The sequence below is a fragment of the Candidatus Methanomethylophilus sp. 1R26 genome, assembly GCF_001481295.1.
GTDB lineage: Archaea > Thermoplasmatota > Thermoplasmata > Methanomassiliicoccales > Methanomethylophilaceae > Methanomethylophilus.
The window spans coordinates 1-20,535 of sequence record NZ_LOPS01000048.1; the positions used below are offsets into that span (position 1 = coordinate 1).

22 protein-coding genes and 2 pseudogenes are annotated in these 20,535 nt (G+C 57.4%); 9 read left to right on the forward strand and 15 right to left on the reverse strand.

Features of this window, described 5'->3' with window-relative positions; all coding sequences use genetic code 11:
- Window positions 1–164: 164 nt before the first annotated feature.
- Window positions 165–776 (reverse strand): hypothetical protein, encoded by a 612-nt coding sequence (locus AUQ37_RS08160; protein WP_058748170.1) that lies wholly within the window; start codon window positions 774–776, stop codon window positions 165–167.
- Between the two features lie 189 nt (window positions 777–965).
- Here AUQ37_RS08160 and AUQ37_RS08165 point away from each other — a divergent pair, with 189 nt between their 5' ends.
- Entirely contained in the window at window positions 966–2,318 is a 1,353-nt protein-coding gene (locus AUQ37_RS08165; protein WP_058748171.1) for a glycosyltransferase family 87 protein, read from the forward strand.
- Window positions 2,315–3,352, forward strand: a complete 1,038-nt coding sequence (locus AUQ37_RS08170; protein ID WP_058748172.1) for a hypothetical protein — start codon at window positions 2,315–2,317, stop codon at window positions 3,350–3,352. Before AUQ37_RS08165 ends, AUQ37_RS08170 begins: the two co-directional genes overlap by 4 nt.
- Here the strand turns inward: AUQ37_RS08170 and rpiA are convergent.
- The 6 genes from rpiA to AUQ37_RS11565 are packed head-to-tail and all read right to left on the reverse strand — an operon-like array spanning window position 3,343 to window position 5,832.
- Complete coding sequence (rpiA, locus tag AUQ37_RS12635) at window positions 3,343–3,774, reverse strand: ribose 5-phosphate isomerase A (protein ID WP_235585038.1); 432 nt, start codon at window positions 3,772–3,774, stop codon at window positions 3,343–3,345. The genes AUQ37_RS08170 and rpiA overlap by 10 nt on opposite strands.
- Complete coding sequence (locus AUQ37_RS12640; RefSeq protein WP_235585039.1) at window positions 3,750–4,046, reverse strand: ribose-5-phosphate isomerase A; 297 nt, start codon at window positions 4,044–4,046, stop codon at window positions 3,750–3,752. The genes rpiA and AUQ37_RS12640 overlap by 25 nt, the downstream gene beginning before the upstream one ends.
- Before the next feature lie 4 nt (window positions 4,047–4,050).
- Entirely contained in the window at window positions 4,051–4,767 is a 717-nt protein-coding gene (locus tag AUQ37_RS08180) for a 2-C-methyl-D-erythritol 4-phosphate cytidylyltransferase (protein ID WP_058748173.1), read from the reverse strand.
- On the reverse strand, window positions 4,764–5,105 hold the full coding sequence (locus AUQ37_RS11555; protein WP_201013878.1) for a hypothetical protein: 342 nt from the start codon (window positions 5,103–5,105) through the stop codon (window positions 4,764–4,766). The genes AUQ37_RS08180 and AUQ37_RS11555 overlap by 4 nt, the downstream gene beginning before the upstream one ends.
- Entirely contained in the window at window positions 5,102–5,194 is a 93-nt protein-coding gene (locus AUQ37_RS13770) for a hypothetical protein (RefSeq protein ID WP_201013879.1), read from the reverse strand. The genes AUQ37_RS11555 and AUQ37_RS13770 overlap by 4 nt, the downstream gene beginning before the upstream one ends.
- The gene (locus AUQ37_RS11565; protein WP_201013880.1) at window positions 5,158–5,832 is read right to left on the reverse strand and encodes an aminotransferase class I/II-fold pyridoxal phosphate-dependent enzyme; all 675 of its coding nucleotides are present in this window, start codon (window positions 5,830–5,832) and stop codon (window positions 5,158–5,160) included. Before AUQ37_RS11565 ends, AUQ37_RS13770 begins: the two co-directional genes overlap by 37 nt.
- A 150-nt stretch (window positions 5,833–5,982) precedes the next feature.
- Here AUQ37_RS11565 and AUQ37_RS08190 point away from each other — a divergent pair, with 150 nt between their 5' ends.
- Together AUQ37_RS08190 and AUQ37_RS08195 are read left to right on the forward strand one after the other, a co-directional pair.
- Window positions 5,983–6,870 carry a glycosyltransferase family 2 protein gene (locus AUQ37_RS08190; protein WP_058748174.1) on the forward strand — a complete coding sequence of 296 codons (888 nt, stop codon included), beginning with the start codon at window positions 5,983–5,985 and terminating at the stop codon, window positions 6,868–6,870.
- Window positions 6,871–6,879: 9 nt separating this feature from the next.
- The gene (locus AUQ37_RS08195; RefSeq protein WP_058748175.1) at window positions 6,880–7,335 is read left to right on the forward strand and encodes a GtrA family protein; all 456 of its coding nucleotides are present in this window, start codon (window positions 6,880–6,882) and stop codon (window positions 7,333–7,335) included.
- An 82-nt stretch (window positions 7,336–7,417) separates the two neighbouring features.
- Here the strand turns inward: AUQ37_RS08195 and AUQ37_RS08200 are convergent, their stop codons facing one another.
- From AUQ37_RS08200 to rfbA, 5 genes and pseudogenes are all read right to left on the reverse strand, one after another.
- Window positions 7,418–9,580 (reverse strand): glycosyltransferase, encoded by a 2,163-nt coding sequence (locus tag AUQ37_RS08200; RefSeq protein WP_058748176.1) that lies wholly within the window; start codon window positions 9,578–9,580, stop codon window positions 7,418–7,420.
- A gap of 24 nt (window positions 9,581–9,604) precedes the next feature.
- Window positions 9,605–10,453 (reverse strand): dTDP-4-dehydrorhamnose reductase, encoded by an 849-nt coding sequence (gene rfbD, locus AUQ37_RS08205; RefSeq protein ID WP_058748177.1) that lies wholly within the window; start codon window positions 10,451–10,453, stop codon window positions 9,605–9,607.
- Window positions 10,450–11,462: pseudogene (gene rfbB / locus AUQ37_RS08210) on the reverse strand (dTDP-glucose 4,6-dehydratase). The gene rfbD and the pseudogene rfbB overlap by 4 nt, the downstream one beginning before the upstream one ends.
- Before the next feature lie 11 nt (window positions 11,463–11,473).
- Window positions 11,474–11,998: pseudogene (rfbC, locus tag AUQ37_RS08215) on the reverse strand (dTDP-4-dehydrorhamnose 3,5-epimerase); the annotation flags it as partial.
- Window positions 11,999–12,010: 12 nt separating this feature from the next.
- Window positions 12,011–12,883 carry a glucose-1-phosphate thymidylyltransferase RfbA gene (rfbA, locus tag AUQ37_RS08220; RefSeq protein WP_058748178.1) on the reverse strand — a complete coding sequence of 291 codons (873 nt, stop codon included), beginning with the start codon at window positions 12,881–12,883 and terminating at the stop codon, window positions 12,011–12,013.
- Window positions 12,884–13,113: 230 nt separating this feature from the next.
- Here rfbA and AUQ37_RS13145 point away from each other — a divergent pair, with 230 nt between their 5' ends.
- From AUQ37_RS13145 to AUQ37_RS08235, 4 genes are read left to right on the forward strand one after another with little or no spacing between them, the layout of a single operon-like run.
- Complete coding sequence (locus AUQ37_RS13145) at window positions 13,114–13,578, forward strand: ABC transporter permease (RefSeq protein ID WP_255354915.1); 465 nt, start codon at window positions 13,114–13,116, stop codon at window positions 13,576–13,578.
- A complete protein-coding gene (locus AUQ37_RS13150; protein ID WP_058748180.1) occupies window positions 13,575–13,856 on the forward strand; it encodes an ABC transporter permease in 282 nt (93 codons plus the stop codon). The genes AUQ37_RS13145 and AUQ37_RS13150 overlap by 4 nt, the downstream gene beginning before the upstream one ends.
- Window positions 13,856–14,026 (forward strand): hypothetical protein, encoded by a 171-nt coding sequence (locus AUQ37_RS12650; protein ID WP_157844371.1) that lies wholly within the window; start codon window positions 13,856–13,858, stop codon window positions 14,024–14,026. Before AUQ37_RS13150 ends, AUQ37_RS12650 begins: the two co-directional genes overlap by 1 nt.
- Complete coding sequence (locus AUQ37_RS08235) at window positions 14,026–14,631, forward strand: ABC transporter ATP-binding protein (protein WP_235585046.1); 606 nt, start codon at window positions 14,026–14,028, stop codon at window positions 14,629–14,631. The genes AUQ37_RS12650 and AUQ37_RS08235 overlap by 1 nt, the downstream gene beginning before the upstream one ends.
- Here the strand turns inward: AUQ37_RS08235 and AUQ37_RS08240 are convergent.
- The 3 genes from AUQ37_RS08240 to AUQ37_RS09705 all read right to left on the reverse strand — a co-directional run bounded on the left by AUQ37_RS08240 (window position 14,573) and on the right by AUQ37_RS09705 (window position 18,187).
- Window positions 14,573–15,715: a glycosyltransferase family 4 protein gene (locus tag AUQ37_RS08240; protein ID WP_162262213.1), complete on the reverse strand. Its 1,143-nt coding sequence runs from the start codon at window positions 15,713–15,715 to the stop codon at window positions 14,573–14,575. The two genes, AUQ37_RS08235 and AUQ37_RS08240, sit on opposite strands and share 59 nt — an antisense overlap.
- On the reverse strand, window positions 15,649–17,058 hold the full coding sequence (locus AUQ37_RS08245) for a glycosyltransferase (RefSeq protein WP_082662485.1): 1,410 nt from the start codon (window positions 17,056–17,058) through the stop codon (window positions 15,649–15,651). The genes AUQ37_RS08240 and AUQ37_RS08245 overlap by 67 nt, the downstream gene beginning before the upstream one ends.
- A 79-nt stretch (window positions 17,059–17,137) precedes the next feature.
- The gene (locus AUQ37_RS09705; RefSeq protein ID WP_082662486.1) at window positions 17,138–18,187 is read right to left on the reverse strand and encodes a glycosyltransferase family 2 protein; all 1,050 of its coding nucleotides are present in this window, start codon (window positions 18,185–18,187) and stop codon (window positions 17,138–17,140) included.
- Window positions 18,188–18,429: 242 nt separating this feature from the next.
- Here AUQ37_RS09705 and AUQ37_RS08255 point away from each other — a divergent pair, with 242 nt between their 5' ends.
- Window positions 18,430–20,520 carry a glycosyltransferase gene (locus tag AUQ37_RS08255; protein WP_082662487.1) on the forward strand — a complete coding sequence of 697 codons (2,091 nt, stop codon included), beginning with the start codon at window positions 18,430–18,432 and terminating at the stop codon, window positions 20,518–20,520.
- Window positions 20,521–20,535: the final 15 nt, after the last annotated feature.

Below are 20,535 nucleotides of genomic sequence, written 5' to 3' on the forward strand. Positions count from 1 at the left end.
GTCCAAGGGATTGGCGAGAGGTTACGGGAAGGAGATGCGTCTCGGAAGGATAGTGTTCTTCCGCGACAGCTGCAGGTCGTTATGAGCCTGCTCCTCTGCCCGATTCCACACGAAATGTTATAGAACCTTATTTATAGGGTCGCTAAGCTCCGAACGCCTGTGCTTCAGGCATCTGGGTCTTTGCCGTTGCCTATGCCGTTCCTCTTCTTGAGGTACAGCGAGAGGGCCATACTGGCCCCTATGACTGCGAAGATCATGATCAGCGTGAAGGTCTGCGCATCTCCGCTGTCGAAGAACCCGTAGAAGAAGTCGCTCAGCAGCATGATGATGCCGTATTTGAGGACGCATCCGAGGACGATGTAGAAAGCGCACTTCGCAGGGTTCCACTTCATGATGGAGATGAACGCCCCGGCGAACGGGATCATGGGCGCCACCCTGTTCAGCAGGAGGAGGCGCTCGTCGCCGAGGACCAGGAAGTCCGTGTAGGCTCCGACGGCCTTCTCGACCTTCTTCGGGATGCGGATGTGCTCCACGACATAATAGAGCGAGAAGATACCGATCAGCTCGGCCGCCGCTGCAGCAGATATGAGCTCGCATCCGAACAGGACGGGGACGTCGGTGTATTCTGTGCCGGCCATGAAGCCGATCACGAAGAAGAGCTCCGGGAGCGTAGGGATCACAAGGGCATCCAGCAGGAATATGAGGAAAATGCAGAGCAGTATACCGATCTCGCCGTTCCCTCCGAAGAGGTCATAGATGCTCTGCCCGATGTTCATTGCCGCCCCTGCCTGCTTCACTGATACTGTGTTCAGTATTTAGGGGGAGCACCCCTCGCGGACAGAAACATCCTGTCGGCACAATCTATATTCGATAATGACGGAGCAAGGCTTTGTAATCTTATATCGTCCGGAATAAGTCGCAATGTATTTTACAGGGGCGTTCATCGGAAGCTATTGATAAGCCTCATGGGCAGATGGTCAGAGATCCCGGTAAAGCAGAAGCTTGCATTGATAGCGATACTCGCGCTTGCCATCCGCTTTTCCTGCACGGTTTCCGTCACCCATATGGGGGACACGTCCGCATGGCCGAGGATAATGGCGTCCGTCGAGAGCGGGAACGACATCTACGGGGTCATGGGGAACTACTACACGCCCGTCTGGGGCTACCTTCTGTCGTTCCTCGATATGCTGATCCAGGCGGTCGGAGCCGTGCCTCTGTTCGGAGATTACTTCGAGGGCCTGCTGCCCCTGGAGGGCGTCAGAAGCTACCGCCCGTTCGTCATATCGCCGGAGATGAACATGGCCATCAAGTTCCCTCTGGACGTCATCGATGTGGCCGTCGGATGGATGCTGTACCGCATCGTCCTCAGCAGGACAGGGGACGCATCCCGCGCAGTCCGTGCCATGGCCTTCTGGTGCTTCTGCCCTATCACCATCTACATGTCCTCGGTGCAGGGGCAGTTCGACTGCATATCGACCGCCCTCATTCTCGGATGCATCGCGCTGGCCGGGAGGAACAGGCCGCTGCTGGCCGGCATCGTGTTCGGTTTCGCTGTCTGGCTGAAGGTCTTCCCGGCTGTCTGCGTCCTTCTCTTGGTTGCATACCTCCGTTCGGTTCGCGGCAGGGAATGGGCAGGAGGAGCCGTATCTGCTGCGATCGGAGCGGCGGCGGTCTCCGCCGTCCTTCTGCTGCCGCAGATCATGAACGGTCAGATCGATGATGCGTTCGTATTCCTGACCGACAGGCAGGAAACCGATTTCAGCTCTCTCTACGGGGCCGCCACATCGCTTCGCCAGGCCCTCGTCGGGCTGCTCCTGCTGGCCCTCATGGTCCTGACTGCGCGCCGCATCTGGCACATGGACAAAGATGAAGCAGGAACGGCCGTGTACCTCTATGCCGGCCTGCTCATCGCCGTCGCAGCGATACTGAACCGCGGCTACCAGTACGCTCCGTCCGTCATAGGGTTCATCATCCTCTGCATGGAGATGGCCCCGGACCGCCGCGGGTATTCAGTATCCTACTGGGGACTGGGTCTGTTCTCATTCTTCGAGGCATCAGTCCACGCAGGGTTCACCCTTCTCTGCCTGTCCTGCGCTTACTACGGGCTGATCGATTGCGATACCTTCACATCTCTGTCCGTGTCCTTCGCAGAGGGCCTGCCTGTACACCTCATCGAGGGCGTGCTGGCACTGATATGGTCCGCGGCCGTGTGGCTTTTCATCGCCCTGGCAGCATTTGATCTGCTGGGACGGCGCGATACCCGTTTCAGCATGCTGGTGGAGCGTTTCCGTGCCCCGTTCGGGAGGGTTTCGGAATGAGCTTCGGCTCGCATATCGGCAGGAAGAGAGCGGCCGAGGCTGCCGTCGTCATTGCGATCTGCGCCGTGATCTTCATCGGAGAGGCATATGCCTATCTTCCTGACGACTACGGTTACGGGTCCTCGGCGTCGGATGCCGGAGATTATGCAGAATATACCGTGACAGTGAACGGTTCGCACGAGTATGCTGCGTCCCTGATCTCCTGCGGAGATTATGTCCCGGTGTCATCAGTATACCTTTTCCTCGAGGAAGGGCGCACGTCCCAGTACAGCGACGGCAGCGACCTGTTCCTGTCCCGCATGGACGAGCCCGGGTTCTATCTGGAACAAACCGAGACCGCTCTCAGAGTATGCGGGATCGATGATACTGTCTATATGGACATGGACGGCCTCGCCGAGGCGCTGCAGTCCGACATATATGAGGGGACCGCTGCCGGCAAGGGCCTGGTGATGGTGTACGGGGCGTTCCCGATAACGGTCTACGACGGGTCCTCCGGCGGGACGGCCCTGGAATGGATGGAAGCGGGCGGCACCGTCTATTGGGTAGGGCCGGCCCCCGGCGATTACGTGATGGCCCGCGATGGGTACGAATACGCCGGCGGGAGGGCCTTCTTCACCGGAACGGCCGAATATCTTGCCGAAGACGATCCGGCGGATACCGAGGGGCCGTTCAGAAAGGAGTTGCAGCTCAAGGGCGATCTTCTGATGAACGCCCCCGACATGTCCGGGACAGGGATGGAATCTCTCACGGCCGGATATACGTCCGGGAACAGAGGGACCCTGACATTCGTGAGGGAAGGCTCCGGACAGATATGCATCGCTGCAGGCGGGGTCTCCCTCTTCCAGGCGGAGGATATCGCCTCTGCTGCCTCGGCCGGCCTGTGCTGGTGCAGTGTTCTCTTGGATACCTGCTCGGGCACGGCGCACGGGAGCGATTCCGGGACGCTGGACAAGAACGGGGCCTCGGGCACGCTCTGTGTCTACGTGACCGTCGGCGATGCCTACCAGATATACGCGTGCCGGCATCAGATCTGAGGGCGGCGGAGTTCTTCGAACGTATCGCTGTCCCCATGGTAAATGAAGACCGAGTCAGCCATTCTCGGGAAGATCCCGCATTCGATCACGCCGGGGACGCGGTCGATATCCGCCTCCAGTTCGGAGGGGCTCTCTATCGGGCCGAAACGGCAGTCGTAGATCAGGTTGCCGCCGTCGGTCACGAACGGGGCTCCGTTCTGCATCCTGAGCACGGGCTCGCATCCGAGCTTCCGCAGCAGTTCCGCAGTGAGGGCGCTGCCGAAAGCGCAGACCTCCACCGGCACCGGGGCCTTCTCGCCGAGTTTTCCCACGAGCTTGATGTCATCGGCGATGATGACCTCGCGGGCCGTCGAAGCGGCTATTATCTTCTCCCTGAGCAGCGCACCGCCCAGCCCCTTCATGAGGTTGAGTTCCGGGTCCACCTCGTCGGCGCGTCGAACGTCACATCGATCCTTTCGACGGAGGAGATGTCCGCCACATTCAGGCCGAGGCTCTTTGCCAGCTCCGCCGTCTTCACTGACGACGCTACGCAGACGAAGCCGGCTCCTTCACGGGCCATCTCCGCCAGGCGCATGACCGCGAAGTTGGCCGAGTTCCCCGTCCCGAGGCCGACCGTCATGCCGCTGCGCGCATATTCGTCGACCGCTCTCTCGCAGGCGGGGCGCTTCATCTCCCAGGGCTTCAGACCGTCCACGGTATCACAGGTTGAAGAGCTGGTCCTCGGAGAAGGACATCAGCGACTCGCAGAGGGGGATGTCCTCCGGCTTGGTTATCTTGATGTTGTTGGCGAATCCCTTGGAGAAGTACACCCGCCTGCCGTAGTATATCTCCACCAGGTCCGCATAGATGAAGTCGTGCTTGCCCTCGGCCTCGGCGCGGTCGTACAGGGACAGAAGGTCCGAGTACTCGTAGGCCTGAGGGGTCTGCACGCGCATCAGGCGGTTCCTGTCCAGCTCTTTGTCGCCGGATTTCTGGTCGTCCGTGTAGATGACGGTCTCGTAGCAGGGGATGGCAAGGGAAGCGTTGCCCTTCTCCCTGGCGACCCGCAGCATCTCGTCGATGGCGGCCTGCGGGAGTATGGGGCGCGCTGCATCATGGATTATGACGAAGTCGCCCTTCCCGAGCTCATTGCGCAGGCGGAAGATGCCGTTGCGGGTGGAATCGTGCGAGGTCTCCCCGCCCGGGACGATGGCCTCCACCTTGGTGAGCTTGTACTCATCGACGAGCTTGGCCATGTGGTCTGTCCAATCGGGGACGCATACGATCACCACCGCATCCACCGAAGGATTCCTCTGGAAGTTCTCCACCGTGTGGACGATGACCGGCTTCCCGCGGATCTCCAGGAACTGCTTGGGGCATGATGCTCCCAGCCTCTTCCCGACCCCTCCGGCCAGGATGACAGCGACCGTCCTCATTGAGATCGCTCCCTGTCTATTGCGTCCATAGCGTCAGCGAACATCCTCATGTACTTCTCGTCCCAGACGGTCAGGCGGAGGAGCCCTTCTATGTTGTTGCCGCCGCAGAGGATGAGGATGTTGCGCTTCTTCAGCTCCTCGGTGATGTACGCCGCATCCCTGTGCTTGGGGCGGATGCAGAGGAAGCATCCGCTGCTGGGGACGTAGTAATAGCCACGGGAGTCCAGCCATCCGGTTATGTACTCCATGCCTCTAGCGAACTTCTCGGATTCCTCCTTCAGGAGCCTGTCGATGTTGTCCACCACGGCCTCGCCGAAGGCCAGGGTGACCGCGTTCACGGTGTAATGCGGGCGCAGTTGTTGACGCAGCGGATGTTCTCCTCGTTCGACATCACAATGCCGAGCCTGAGGCCGGCCAGGGAGAACATCTTGGAGAAGGTGCGCAGGACCGCGACGTGTCATATTTTGATATCAGCGGTACGGACGACTGGGTATCGCTGAAGTAGTGGTATGCTTCGTCGATGACGACCATGGCCCCGTGCTCCGCGGCCTTCTTCACAACCGCCTCGACCTCCTCGGGCGAATAGGAGTTGCCTATCGGCATGTTGGGGTTCACGAGGACGACGATGCCCGTATTGTCGTCGATGGACGAGAGGATGTCACCGATGTCCATCCTGTAGCCGTCGCGGTAGGGGACCTCCCTCAACTTCATCCCGTTGAGCGCTCCGTAGGCTCCGTACATGTTGAAGGTCGGGCGTACGACCACCAGGTCCTTCCCGGGCTCTCCGAAGACCTTCATCATGTACCCCATGGCCACGACGCTGCCGTCAGTGATTGTCACCTGAGAGGCGGGGATCCCTATCATTTTGGAATATTTCTCGATGAAAGGCCCCTCCTCAGGGTACATGCCGAGCATCTCCGGGGTGATGTCCTTCATGACCTCGTCGAACAGCCATCTCGGGAGCCCGTCCGGGTTCTCGTTCTGGTCGAGGCGTATGAACCCTCCCCTTCCCTCTGGCTGTTTCTTGCGGAAGGCGCTCTTCACATAAGGATCGACATAGACCATTTTATCGGATCTCACTTTCTGGCACAGCGGACAGAACTGCCACGCTGCGTGTTTGGTGCTCAATATGCGCACTGTTGTTTTATTAATTATGGGGGATTGCGTCCGCATCATGGACACTTTTTATAGGATATCGCAAATCGGTGCAGTATAATGCCCGGTTTAGAGGTGACTGTGGGGATATGCGCTTACAATGAGGCGCAGATCATCGAGCGGTCCATACGCTCCGTTTACTCCCAGAAACTCAGCAGCGTTTCGGTGAAGGAGGTTCTGGTGGTCTCCAGCGGAAGCACCGACGGGACGGACGATATCGTCAAAGGGCTGCAGGCGGAGTTCTCCACGCTCCGTCTCTACAGGCAGGAGAAGAGAGAGGGCAAGAACTCCGCCATAAACTGCTACCTCGACAACAAGTCATGCGACCTCGTGGTCATGCTGAACGCGGACAATGCGTTCGGTACCGAGGATTCTCTCGAGAAATTGGTCGAGCCCTTCGCCGACCCCAAGGTCGGCATCACAGGAGGCCATCCTGTCCCGACCAACGGCACGGACACCAAGATCGGTTTCGCAGTCAATCTCATGTGGCGCGTCCATCACCAGCTCGCGCTCGAGCATCCGAAGATCGGCGAGCTGATAGCGTTCCGCGATATCGGCACCCGCCTTCCGACCGACATGCAGTCGGACGAGGACCTCATACGCATGAAGCTCGAGGATGCCGGGTACATATGCGTCTACGTCCCGGACAGCATAGTTCTGAACCGCGGCCCGGAGACAGAGGAAGATTTCATCAAGCAGCGTGTTCGTGTAAACATAGGCGAATGCGTGATGCAGAAGAAGTACGGCTACAGCATCCCCACGTGGAACAAACGGTACCTTCTGAAGGCGGCCCTTGCATGCTTCAAGGAGCTGGGGTTCCACCCGCTTAAGATGCTGTATGTGGCTCGGCTGGAAGGGAAATGCCGCCGCATCGCCCGCGAGCATGTGGAGGAGGGAGGCGACAACATGAGCGTGTGGGAGATGGTCGGCTCGACCAAGAAACTGTGAGGCGATGGCATGGGGCTCAGGGATTTCTTCGACGGTCTTTTCTACGGGAAGCACGGGGAGGTCATGCGCTATCTCTTCATCGGAGCCCTCAATGTTGCCATCACCTGGGGCGTCTATGCGGCCCTGGTCCTCCTCGGGATCGCGCCGGTCTACAGTAACGCGGCCTCCTGGATCATAGGGGTCATCGTCGCGTTCGTGCTCAACAAGACCTTCGTCTTCGGCAGCCAGACAAGGAAGAGGAAGACCGTCAGCAAAGAGGCCACTTATTTCGTCGTGGGCCGTGCCTTCACCGGGGCCATCAACATCTGCGGGTTCCCCGTCCTGTACGACATGGGCCTCGACCTCGAGCTCCTGGGGGTCGACGGGTTCCCCGCCAAGATAATCATCTCGATCATCGAGATCGTGCTGAACTATATCATCAGCAAGTACGCCGTCTTCGTGAAGAAGACCGACGACGAGCAGTGATTCAGACACGGATTTTCCGGTCCTGAAGGATGCCCTGTGCAGTTCACAGGGGTAGGCGCAAGGGATGACTGAGAGCGCCCCTTCAGCCGAAAAGCTTCTTTATCGAATTCCTGAACCCTTCTTCCGAAAGGTGCTCGTCGGCGTATGCGCGTCCCTTCCCGCCGAGGAGCCCCGAATATTCCGGATCCGAAAGTATCCTGAATATCTCGTCCGCGAAGAGCTCTGGGTCATCGAACGAGGGATATTCGAGGCCGTCAAGTCCCTCCAGGCCGACCGATGTGGACACCACCGGCATACCGGCGGCGAGGGCGTCGGCCACATGGGGGACGATCCCGGAACCGAAGCGCATCGGGTTCACGTACATTGCGCATTCGGACGACACCGATGCGAAATTCTCTGCGCTGACGGCGCTGTGGAACACCACATTGCCCGATTCCGCTATGGATTCCCAGTCTCCCGGGACCTCTCCCACGACATGGAGTACAGGCATTGCGGCCCCGGAACCTCCGAAGCGGTCCCTCAGGAGAGGAATCATCTTCTCGGCGAACCATGTCACCGCATCGGCATCGGCCCCGCAGAACATGGAACCGACGAAGAGCATGCCGCGGCCCTTCGAGGCGAACCCGGGGCGGTCAGCCGGGTACGCGGCGGACTGCACCCTGGCGATCATCGGCGAACGGCAGCTGGAGGCCACGTAGTCCTCGGTCCTTCTGTCCGATACCACGCAGATGTCCGCTCTCTTAATGAGGCGGGGCTGGCGCCTCTTCGTCTTGGCGATGGACATGAGGGGGTACGAGTCCTGGGTGATGTCGTATTCCCTCTCGAATCCCAGCGTGATGTTCCTGGGTATGATGTAGCAGATCCTCGCCTTCGAGTTCTTGTCCAGGGCGCGCATGAAGTGGTCGGCCACATCGTACCCGAACACGCAGATGTAGTCGATGTTCCTGCGGTTCTCATGCAGGATGCGCTTCCAATCGTCGCGGTAGCGCACGCCGCACAGGACCTCGATCCCCAGCTGCTCCAGGCGGACTGTGTCCGTCTCGTCGTAATGGAAGTCGACGGGAGCAAACTTCACGTTGTAGCCGGATTCCGCGAGGATCTTCAGAGCGGAGAACAGGTGATTGTACCTGGTGGACGGGTTGCCGCTCGGCGTGTGCTGCGCAACGACGAGGATGGCCTTCTTGGACTGCGATCTGTCGCGTGCATGGAAGATGTCGGTCCAGGGCCTGCAGGCATCGGCGGACAGGCGGTCGGCCCACCTGTTCCTGAACTTGACGATGTTCTCGGACTGGTACCTGTTGACGACGGATGATCCGTCCCTGCCGTGCGTCATGCCCTCGAAGTGCACCACCTCGGAGAGGGGCTGGTACATGACCGAGAAGCCCGCCTCCCTTACCCTGAACGCGAGGTCGCTGTCCTCGCAGTAGGCAGGCGCATACAGCTCGTCGAACCCTCCGAGCTGTTCGAAGAGGTTCCTGCGCACGAGCAGCGATGCGCCGGAGACGTAGTCGACTTCTCTGACGTAGTTGTACTCCGGTTCGTTGGGGTTGCGGCCCTTGCCGTAGTTCATCGAGGTCCCGTCCATCCAGATGATCCCTCCGGCCTCCTGGAGAGCCCCCGTGGGGTAGATGAGCTTCGATCCGACAATCCCGATGCTGTCCGAGGAGTGCATCAGGTCTAGCATCGGTTTTAGCCAATTCTTTTTGACGACGGTGTCGTTGTTCAGGAACAGGATAAACTTTCCGCGGACATGCTTCGCGGCGTTGTTGCAGTTCCTGATGAATCCGCGGTTGGCCCCGTCCTTCACGACGATGAGGTTCGACACGCGGTCCCCTATGGATACGGTCGCGTCGGTGGAGCCGTCGTCGGCGACCAGGACCTCGTATTCCGCTTCGGAGGTGTTGTCGATGATCGACCTGATGCATGAAAGGGTGAGCTCGACCTTGTTGTAGACTGGGATGACTATCGACACTTCGGGATCGGCGCAGAACGGGAGCTCCATCTTCTCCGGGATGCCGCTGTCCTCATCCCCGTACGTGGACATGCCCTCCGCACGGCGGTAATCGTCCATGGAGTTGGAGAGCACGTTGCGGGCCGTCCTGACCGCCACACGGAATCCGCTGTAGTGCACAACGGAGCGGAACATCCTGAGGTTCGTCCTGTTGATGCATCTGACGGCTCTCAGAGGGCTCCCGAGGACGATGCCGAGAAGAGAATGCCCCTTCCTATCATCCTTAGCAGTCATGGCCCATCCTCACGTGCCATAGGGTCATTCGATATAAGGGTTTGACCGAACGTAGCGGGCGACCGCGTCCTGCCATTCCGGAAGCTGGCCGAAGCCCGCCTCGGTCAGGGACGAGGTGTCCAGCCTGCTGTCCGGAGGGCGGCGGGCGGCGGTCGGGTACTCCCGGGTGGATATCGGCACGGCCTGCGTCCGTACGCCGGCGGCGCTGAAGATCCCGCGGGCGAAGCCGCACCAGCTGCAGTATCCGGCGTTATGCGCGTGGTACGTCCCGTACTTCCCGCTGCCGATTATCCTGCACAGGAGGGGCGCCAGGTCCGCCGTGTAGGTCGGGGACCCGATCTGGTCGTCGACGACCTTCACGGTATCCGTCTTCTGCGCGAGGGACAGCATGGTCTTCACGAAGTTCCTGCCGCTGCTGCCGAAGACCCAGGAGGTGCGCACGATGTAATGCCTGTGGTATGTCCTGACCACTGTCTCCCCGTCCCTCTTGCTGAACCCGTACACGTTCACGGGGCAGGTCGGGTCGTCCACGGTAATGGGGCGTCCCAGGGTCCCGTCGAAGACGTAGTCCGTGCTGACGTACAGGATCGGTATCCCCGCGCTCCTGCAGGCCTCGGTCAGGTTCATCGTCCCATTGACGTTGACGTTCCTGCATTCGGCCTCATGCGTTTCGGCGAGGTCTACCGCCGTCCAGGCGGCACAGTGGATGACCGCGTCCGGATGTCCGCGCGCGAAGCAGGCATCGACGGCGGAGCGGTCGGTGATATCCATCTCCTCGTGCGAGGGGGCGATCGCGGTGTCCCCGCGGATCTTCAGGCAGCCGGTGACGTCATGGCCGAGCTGGCCGCCGGCGCCGGTGACGAGCACCCTCATCTGACTGCCCCGTTCGACCTGAGGTAGCTGCCGTCGAGGATGCGGTCGCACCATTCCCGGTTGTCCAGGTACCATTCGACCGTCTTCTTCATCCCGTCGCCGAACGAGGTCTCGGGCACCCATCCGAGGTCCCGGTGTATCTTGGAGGCGTCGATGGCATATCTGCGGTCGTGCCCTTTCCTGTCCTTCACGTACGAGATGAGGCTCTCGGGCTTTCCGAGCTCGCGCAGTATGAGCTTCACGATGTCTATGTTGCGCATCTCGTTGTTACCCCCGACGTGAAGATCTCGCCCTCGCGTCCCCCGGAGAGGATCGCATCGATGGCGCGGCAGTGGTCCTCTACGAAGAGCCAGTCGCGTACGTTGAGGCCGTCCCCGTAGACGGGGAGGGGCTCGTCCCTCAGGGCGCGGGAGATCATGAGCGGTATGAGCTTCTCGGGGAACTGGTACGGCCCGTAATTGTTGGAGCACCTCGATATCGTGACGGGAAGGCCGTAGGTCCTCCTGTAGGCCATGGCGAGCAGGTCCGCGCCTGCCTTGGAGGAGGAATAGGGGCTCGAGGTGCGCAGAGGCGTGTCCTCGGTGAAACGGAGGTCCGGGCGGTCGAGCGGGAGGTCCCCGTAGACCTCGTCGGTGGACACCTGGTGGAACCTTTTCACTCCGTGCCCGACGGCGGCGTCCATCAGCACCGAGGTGCCGATGATGTTCGTCTCCAGGAATATCTGGGGGTTCTTGATGGAACGGTCCACGTGGGATTCCGCGGCGAAGTTGACGACATGGTCCGGATGCTGCTCGGAGAAGACCTTCTCCACTGTCGGGCGGTCGCGGATGTCGCCGCGGATGAAGCGGAAGCGCTCGGATTCCAGGGCGGGGCCGAGAGTCTCTATGTTCCCGGCGTACGTCAGCGAGTCGAGGCAGACGACCGTGTCGGAAGGATGCGTGCGCAGGAGGTGGTAGACGAAGTTCGATCCGATGAACCCCGCTCCGCCCGTGACAAGGTATGCCGCCATCGTCTCACCAGGTCCCTGAAGAACGGCTGGACGCGGTCCTTCTCGCTCAGCAGCGGTTCGTCCCCTCCCGGCCAGGGGATGTTCAGGTCGGGGTCGTTCCATCTGATGCCGCCTTCGTCCCCGGGATGGTAGAAGTCGTCGCACTTGTAGCAGAACACGGCGCTTTCGCTCAGCACCTGGAATCCGTGGGCGAACCCCCTGGGTATGAGGAACTGGCGCATGTTCTCCGCCGAGAGGATCACGCCGAACCATTTCCCGTACGTAGGGCTCCCGACTCTCAGATCGACCGCCACATCGTACACCTCGCCCTCGACCACGCGCACGAGCTTGGCCTGCGGGTGGGCGATCTGGTAATGGAGCCCGCGGAGGACGCCCTTCGACGACTTTGACTGGTTGTCCTGCACGAAGTCGTAATCCAGCCCCGCGTCCTCCATGTCCCTGCGGTTGTACGTCTCGGTGAAGTACCCGCGGGAGTCCCCGTGGACCTCCGGCCTCAGGACGAGGAGCCCGTCTATCCCCGTTTCCGTGATTTCTATCCTGCCCGTAGCTCATCCCTCCAGAAGGCTCTTCAGATATCTGCCGTAGGACGTCTTCTGATATCTATCCGCTATCTCGGAGAGCTTCCCGCGCGTTATCCATCCGCTGCTGTAGGCGACTGCCTCCGGGGAGCATATGGTGGTGCCGTAATGAAGCGTCTTCGCCTGCACGTACTTGGCCGCATCCATCAGGCTGTCGAATGTCCCAGTGTCCCACCAGCGGTATCCTGCGCCGAGCAGCTGGACCTTCAGCCTGCCTTCGGATAGGTAAATGGAGTTGAGGTCGGTGATCTCGAGCTCGCCGCGGGCGGAAGGCCTTATCGTCTCCGCCTTGCTGCAGACGTCCGACGGATAGAAGTAGAGGCCGGTCACGCAGTAATCCGATTTCGGATGTTCCGGCTTCTCCTCTATGGACACGGCATTTCCGTCGGCATCGAACTCGACGACGCCGAAACGCTCCGGGTCCGGGACCCTGTAGCCGAAGATGGTGGACCTGCCGTGCTCGGCATCATCGGCGGCTCTGAGGAGATGCTTTCTGAGTCCTCTTCCGTAGAATATATTGTCGCCGAGGACCATGGCGCATGCCTTCCCGCCGATGAATTCCTTCCCGATCAGGAACGCCTCGGCGAGGCCGTCGGGTGAGGGCTGCACGGCATACGACAGGCGGACCCCGAAGTCCGATCCGTCGCCCAGGAGACGCTCGAACTTCCCGATGTCCGCCGGCGTGGATATGACAAGAATATCCCTTATCCCCGCATTCATGAGCGTGCATATCGGGTAGAAGATCATCGGCTTATCATAGACCGGGAGCATCTGCTTCGAGCACGCTATCGTGAGAGGATAGAGCCTCGTCCCGGAACCGCCTGCGAGTACGATTCCTTTCATATAGTGAACAGCACGCTCATTGCCTTTTTTAAAATTATTTGACAGATCGGGGCCGATGCATCGAATATGATAAGGGCGCTGGCCCCGCCATCCGCAGCGGCAGCCGTCCGACAGAACGGAAGAGCAACTGCACGGTGCGATTCCGGTGGTTGAAAGCATATTTTTATAAAATGACAAACTAGGTGAAAGGGATGCTCGGTTGGATCAGAGAACTGTATGATTACAGATCTATGGTTTGGAACCTGGTAAGGAGGGATCTGAGAGGGAGGTACAAGGGTTCTCTTCTTGGGTTCCTTTGGAATTTCATTCTCCCTCTGATGCAGATACTCGTCTACATCATGGTGTTCACGGTCGTTTTCAGGCAGAACATCGAGCATTATTACGTGTACATCATCGTCGGCATGGTTCCGTGGACGATGTTCAACGATGCGGTCCTATCCAGTTCTGGATCGATAATAGAGAATTCTCAACTGGTTTCGAAGATATACTTCCCGCGCACCGTCATCCCGCTGTCGATGGTCATTTCGAAATTCATCAACTTCCTGATCTCGATGGGCATTGCCCTGCTGATCCTGGCCGTGGGCGGCCACGGGTTCGACGGATGGGCGCTGGCGTCCCTCCCGGTGGCTGTGTTCTGCCTCTTCGTTTTCTCTCTGGGTCTGTCCCTCCTGCTGGCCGCGGCCGACGTTACATGAGGGATGTGCAGTACATGGTCAACGTCATTCTCATGATGCTCATCTGGCTAACGCCGATAATGTACGTCAAGGACTTTATCGACAACGATACGTTCCAAACGATGCTGGACATCAATCCCCTGACATACATAGTAGGGATGTTCCAGGACTGCCTGTACTGGAAGGCCGTTCCGGGGATCGAGGATGCAATCATCGCTGTTGCCGCCTCCGTCATCATGCTCCTCATCGGCACCGCTGTGTTTGAGAAGTATTCTCCGGACTTCGCAGAGGTGCTGTGATGGACGGGGATGACGCCATCGAGGTGAAGCACGTATCGAAGACGTTCGGCACCCACCGCTCCATGTCCCTCAAGGACCGTGTCATATACTACAAGCAGAAGAAGCAGAGGCCCGCGAGGTCCTTCACGATATCTCATTCGATGTCAGGAAGGGAGAGGCACTGGGTATAATCGGACGCAACGGTTCCGGGAAGAGCACCATATTGAAACTCCTCACCAGGATCATACGTCCCGACAGCGGGACCATCGAGACCCAGGGGAGGATTTCGTGCCTGATCGAGCTCGGCGCAGGATTCCATCCGGACATGTCGGGCCGCGAGAACATCTACATCAATGCATCCATCTTCGGTCTGGACAAGAAGGAGACCGACGAGAGGATGCAGGACATCCTCGATTTCTCGGAGATCGAGGAGCACATAGACGAGAGGGTCCGCGACTATTCGTCCGGGATGTATATGAGGCTCGCCTTCTCTATAGCTATCAACGTGAGCGCCAATATACTCATCGTCGACGAGATTCTTTCTGTCGGGGACATAGCCTATCAGAAGAAATGCATGGACAAGATACGCGAATTGAAGGAGTCCGGCGTGACCATCGTTCTGGTGACGCAGAACCCTGAACAGGCCGCCGGCATATGCGACAGGACTATCTGGCTCGATAACGGGCGCATAAAGATGATGGGTCCCAGCAAGGAAGTCTGCGACGCTTATTCCGATTTCATGCTCGGTTCGGGCAGACAGCGATCCCTTCAGTCCTTCTTTGCCAGGTCCCTGTAAAAACGATGAGCATATCGGCGCACCGTTCGACGGTGTATTTTTCGCGCACTGTTTCAAAAGCCGCATGAGCAATATTCTCGCCGTACTTTCTATCGTTCAGAAGTCTCAGCACCGAATCCGCGAATGCCTGAGGATCGTCCGCCAGCAGGATGTTCTCGCCGTCCCTGGCATCCGACCCTTCGGCGCCGAACGTAGTGGATACCACAGGGGTGCCCGCTCCCCATGCGGTAATGAGTTTCACTCTGGCACCTGCGCCGATCCACAGGGGGATCACAAACACTTTCGCTCTGTGCAAGAACCAGGCATCATCCCCCTGGAAGCCCCAGAATTTCACTGGGACATCTGCCTTCAGTGTATTCAGGAACTCTGTTTCCGGCTTTCCCGATCCCACTACATGGAACACAGTCCCGGGGCGTTCTCTCTCTATGAGCGGTATAACTTTCTCGATAAACCATCTCAGGCCGTGGGCATTAGGATACCAGTTCATGGTTCCTATGTACAGGATATCGATGGGTTTTTCGATCATCTTCTCAGGGGCGTATTTGTTCAAATCCACTCCGCCGCCCGTAGGCACCGTGGCTACTCTGCGCAGTCCGCCTGACTTGAGAATTCCGCATTCCTCAGCGGAAATCGAGATCGCCGCATCATACCATTGCCACATCCTCTCCTCCCAGGCCTTCATCTCCGACAGCTGTTCCGAGATATGCTGGGCCTCATCGGGTTTTGCGTACGGCATCCATGTCTCGAACTTCCGATACTCTATGTTGTGGGAGTCCAGAACGAATATCGATTCGGGGCTGAGAGTTCTAAGTTCCGGAACGATCCAGGACAGTTGACTGTGCTCGATCTGTATGATGTCGTAATGTATCTGCGTTACAAGCTCTCTCAGATAGTCCATAAGCTCCATGCTCATGGTGTTCCACACATCTTCAGGGATATCGTTCGGCTTGCCGTTTATATTGTTCAGGTATTGGTCTGTGAGGATGCCCTTCGCAAAACCTACTGCAGGTATGTTGTTCAGATACTGCTCGCAGCGCGATATGTTTTCCCGGGCTCCGTTGGAGAATACGATGTCAAATTCCAATCCGCAGTCCGCATCCATTTTTCCAGAGGGGAGATCACCCTGAGCGCGCCTCCCGATTTGGGCGGGCAGGCCATGTAATAGACGATGTCAAGGATGCGGATCGGTCTGTGTTTTTCCTTGTGTCCGTCTCCGAACACCGAACGGAACAGGTCCAGGGCCGCATCGTAAGAGAACCTATTCATAACATAGCTGTAATTTGCACGGGATTCCTTTCTGACGGCATCTTTGTCGCTGCAGAGCCGAACAATCTCATCTGCGAATTCCTCGGGGGTATCATGCGGACGGATGCAGTCGTTTATGCCAGGAAGCCCCTCCAGTCCGATGGAAGTGGATACGACGGCCATTTTGTGATGCATCGCATCCACTGTCTTTCCCTTGACCCCTGCCCCGAACCTGACCGGCACTATCGATATGAGTGAGGCATCGTAAAGTTTGTCGAGTTCATCATCGGGAAGATATCCGGTCACGGTGATGTCTTTGCCTGCAAGGTCGAGTATTTTCTTCTTCGGATTGGAGCCAGCGATTGTCAGTTTTATCCCCGGGATTCTTTTCCTGACAAGCGGAAGGATCTCCTTGACGAACCAAAGTATGCCGTCCACATTCGGAGTGTGATCGAATCCCCCTACGAACAGGAGGCCGTTCTTGCGGTCGAAATCCGGTTCCTTGTATGGGATGTTCTTGTAGAAGAATATCGGCGTAACGACGGTTCTGGCGGTTCCGAGCTCTCCGTCGACGATCCTCTTCTCATCAGAGCTCACGACGAGGGAGATGTCCGCCTCCTCATGCAGATGAAGCTCCTCTATCTTGTGATTCACAGACCGATCCAGAAGCTCTTTGTTCCCAGTGAGTTCGTATTCACGCATTTCTCTGACATAATGCAGATCATGTCCGTAATATGCGATCTTGCAGTTCGGTTCGTGTTTGAACCGATCCAGGTATTTCATGCCTATGTTCGGTCTGCTGAGGAGGACGAGGTCGAACCTTCCTGCGTTTTTATCCATCCAATCAGTTTGATTATGCCAGTACTTGTTGCCGTAGACGACTTCTACGCCCATCTGCTGCAGTATGTCAGTATATTTGCCGTCATATCCCCAGCAGCTGTCGTTCAAGAATGTGACATCGTAGCCGAGACCGATGAAGAGCTGCAGGAAGTTGAAAATTGTCTTCGAACCTGCATTTTCATCGAAATGGATCGGCATATCATCGATCAACAATACGGACTTTCTCCATTTGGAGCGTCCCCTCTGGACATCTGCAGGTCCGTTCGGGAAGAACGAGTCCGTACGCAGGACATCCCCCCATTTCTCAAGAATTTGACTTTGTTGTTTTTCATGAGGGCCCATGCAGAATCCCCGGAACTGGTCCTTTCGAAATGTACAAGCTCGGAGCGTGGCTGGTACAGCACTTTCAGTCCGCGTTTCCTTATCTCGAGGCGAGGTCGCTGTCTTCGAAATACGCCGGCGTGTAACGGGGATCGAATCCGCCGATTTCGTTCCAGAGGGACCTGGGGATGAGTATGGATGCGCCGGAGATGTAATCGACCTCGCGCACATAATTGTATTTATAATCCGACGGGTCATTTCCTCTCCCATAGTTGAGGCCGTCGCCGTTCGACCAAACGATGCCGCCGGCCTCCTGAAGGGTTCCGTCCGGATAGAGGAATTTCGAGCCCACCATCCCGACGTCATCGCGGGACTCTATGAGTTTTACAAGAGAATCAAGCCAGCCCTCCATCACGACGGTATCGTTGTTCAGGAATACCAGGTACTTTCCGCGTGCGTATTTGGATGCGTTGTTGCAGTTGCGGAGGAATCTGAGGTTCTCAGGATTGCGGATGTGGATGACGTTCTCCGCGTACTTTTCCAATTCTGCAGTCTTATCTGATGAGCAATCATCGCCGACTATGATCTCATATGTTGTTTGCCTGCAGGTTTCGAGGATTGACTTCAGACAGAAGTACGTGTAGTTCCACTGGTTGTACACAGGAATTATTATCGATACCTGAGGATCATCGAACTTCGGGAAAGACAATAACGGATAGCTGCTGTGCGCCTGAAGAGAGGGGAACGCTGCAGCGTCCAAATGAGAGTACGGTTTCGGGGCCTCTTGGACCTGCTGGGGTATGCTGCGTTCAGGCTCGTTACCTTTACGGAAGACGTAGCGATAGGCAATCCTGATGGCTTCGGAAGTTCCTTTCTCATATGCTGCTTTTTTGAAATAGAACCAGTACGAATCCAATCTTTCTCTGAGGCTGTTTTTCTCCGGAACTATCCGTGCCGATATTGTTTGTGCAGACTGAGGAGCATCTTTGATAACAGAGCGCTTACCGGGAGTGTTGACGGAACGGCCTTTGGCGTCAGCGGAAAAGGATGTTACGGTCGAAAGGTCCCGTTTATAGATGCGGGAGTATCTTTCCAAAAGGGCCGATCTCATTTCCGCTACGTCTTTGTTCAATTCCCCCTCAGAGTTCATCAATCATCAAATCTTGAATAGGTATTAATAATGTTGATTGGACGCAGAATTTTTTTTCCATCGAAAAATAGCAAGGTCTTTCCTCTGACGATAATCGGTTCTGACGGTCTCCATTGAACTCCGCATATGTGCTTATATTACTGTTCGAGTTCATCTGTCAGCAAAGACAATTCTATTTCAGAATATGCGATGACGATCAAACCAAACCGCACAGGACGGTCCAACTGCAGGCACTGACGCTCATGATCAGGGATTATTACGATAAGTTTACGTACAGTCTGAAACAGCGCGGAGTGCGCGGAACGGTCTTCAGGATATACAGCAGTTATCTCAAGCCGTATTTTCAGGACAAGAAAGACCTCAGCGGGATTGTAACGCACTATTGCGGCCTTCAAATCGCGGAGAGTCCCTCCGGAGTAAGCGACAACCCTGCCGTAAGCATCATAATACCAACATACAAAGGCGTGGAGATGACTTATCAATGCATAAGGTCCATAGCCGATTCGCATACCGACGTCCCATATGAGATCATAGTCGCCGATGATCACTCAGAGGATGGGACCGAGAAGCTCAGCGAACTCCTTCCAGGCGTCAAGGTCGCCGTAACCGAGAAAAACCTCGGTTTCACGCTCAACTGCAACAACGCTTCCAAGCATGCACGCGGAAAATATCTGTTCTTCCTGAACAACGATACGCTGGTCATCGGCGACTGGCTGAGACCGTCAGTGGACATGATGGAGGCATCTCCCGACACAGGGATCGTCGGTTCGAAACTCCTCTATCCGGACGGAAGCCTTCAGGAGGCCGGCTGCATCGTATGGAAGGACGGCAGCGCCTGCAACTGGGGCAACGGTATGGATCCCTCCGATCCGGAATACTGCTATGTCCGCGATGTTGATTATGCCAGCGGGGCGGCCATACTTGTGAAGAAGGACCTCTTCGACGCCCTGGGCGGATTCGATCCCCGTTACGCACCCGCATACTGCGAGGACAGCGATCTTGCCTTCGGCATCAGAAAGCTCGGCAAGATCGTGAGATATCAGCCGTTTTCAGAGGTAATTCATTTCGAAGGCATGAGCAACGGCAGGCGCATCGATTCCGGGATAAAACATTACCAGGCAGTGAACACGGAGAAGTTCCGCGATAAATGGAGATGCACGCTCGAAGAGGAGAACCTTCCGGAAGGGGAGCGTGCATTCCAGGCCCGTGAAAGGGCATGTCACAGGAAGACGATACTCTTCATCGACAGCGGGATTCCGCGTTTCGACGACAATGCCGGCAACCGGACGGTGTACGACTACATCCGCGTCCTGTGCAGGATGGGATACTGCGTCAAATTCATCCCTGATGATTTCAGCTACGACCCCGTCTACACCCCGATCTATCAGAAGATGGGAGTCGAAGTACTCTACGGCAGGAAGTACGTATTCGGATGGAAGAAATGGATCTCCGATAACGGCTACGCGATCGATCACGTCATGATCTTCAGGCCGGAGAACGCGGAGAAATACCTGGATTTCATAAAGAAGAATACCAAGGCGGCTGTGCATTACAACCTCGCCGACCTCCACTGCCTGAGGCTGAGAAGGGAGTATGAGATCACCGGGGACGAGGCCCGTCTTCGCGAGTCCGAAAGGATGAGGAAGAAAGAACAGAAGCAGATGCACGATGCGGACCGCGTGATCACCGTCAGTTGCGATGAGGCGAAGATCCTAGAGGGTGAATTCGGTCTGAAGGATGTCTCGGTCTTCCCCATATTCTGCTACGACCGGCCCGACATCGGACACAGAGACTATGCCGGCCAGAAGGACATCATGTTCGTCGGAAGCTTCAATCACAGGCCTAATGCCGATGCCATGCGGTGGTTCCTCGGAGAGATATTCCCGAAGATCCTCTCGGAACTGCCGGATGTAAGACTCCACATCATAGGCTCCAACGCGCCAGACGACCTGATGTCCCAGGCGTCCGATCATGTGATCTTCCACAGCCATCTTCCGGACTCGGAGCTGGATGCGTTCTACCGCAGCACTGCGGTGTGTGTGGTGCCGCTGCGCTACGGCGCAGGCGTCAAGGGGAAGGCGGTCGAAGCGCTCCGCATGAAGATCCCCCTGGTCTCCACGTCGGTGGGGCTGGAGGGCCTGATGGACATCGGGGATTACATCAGCGCGTTCGATGACGCGGAGTCCTTCGCGAAGGAGGTCGTGAGGCTCTACACCGACCGTGCGGCCGCAGAGGCGGAATCCGTCAGGCATTCAGAGTACGTCGGGCGTTACTTCTCCGTCGCTGGAGCCGAGGAATGCTTCGAAAAGGAGTTCGGTTCATGCCGGAAATGATGACGGCGGCGGTTC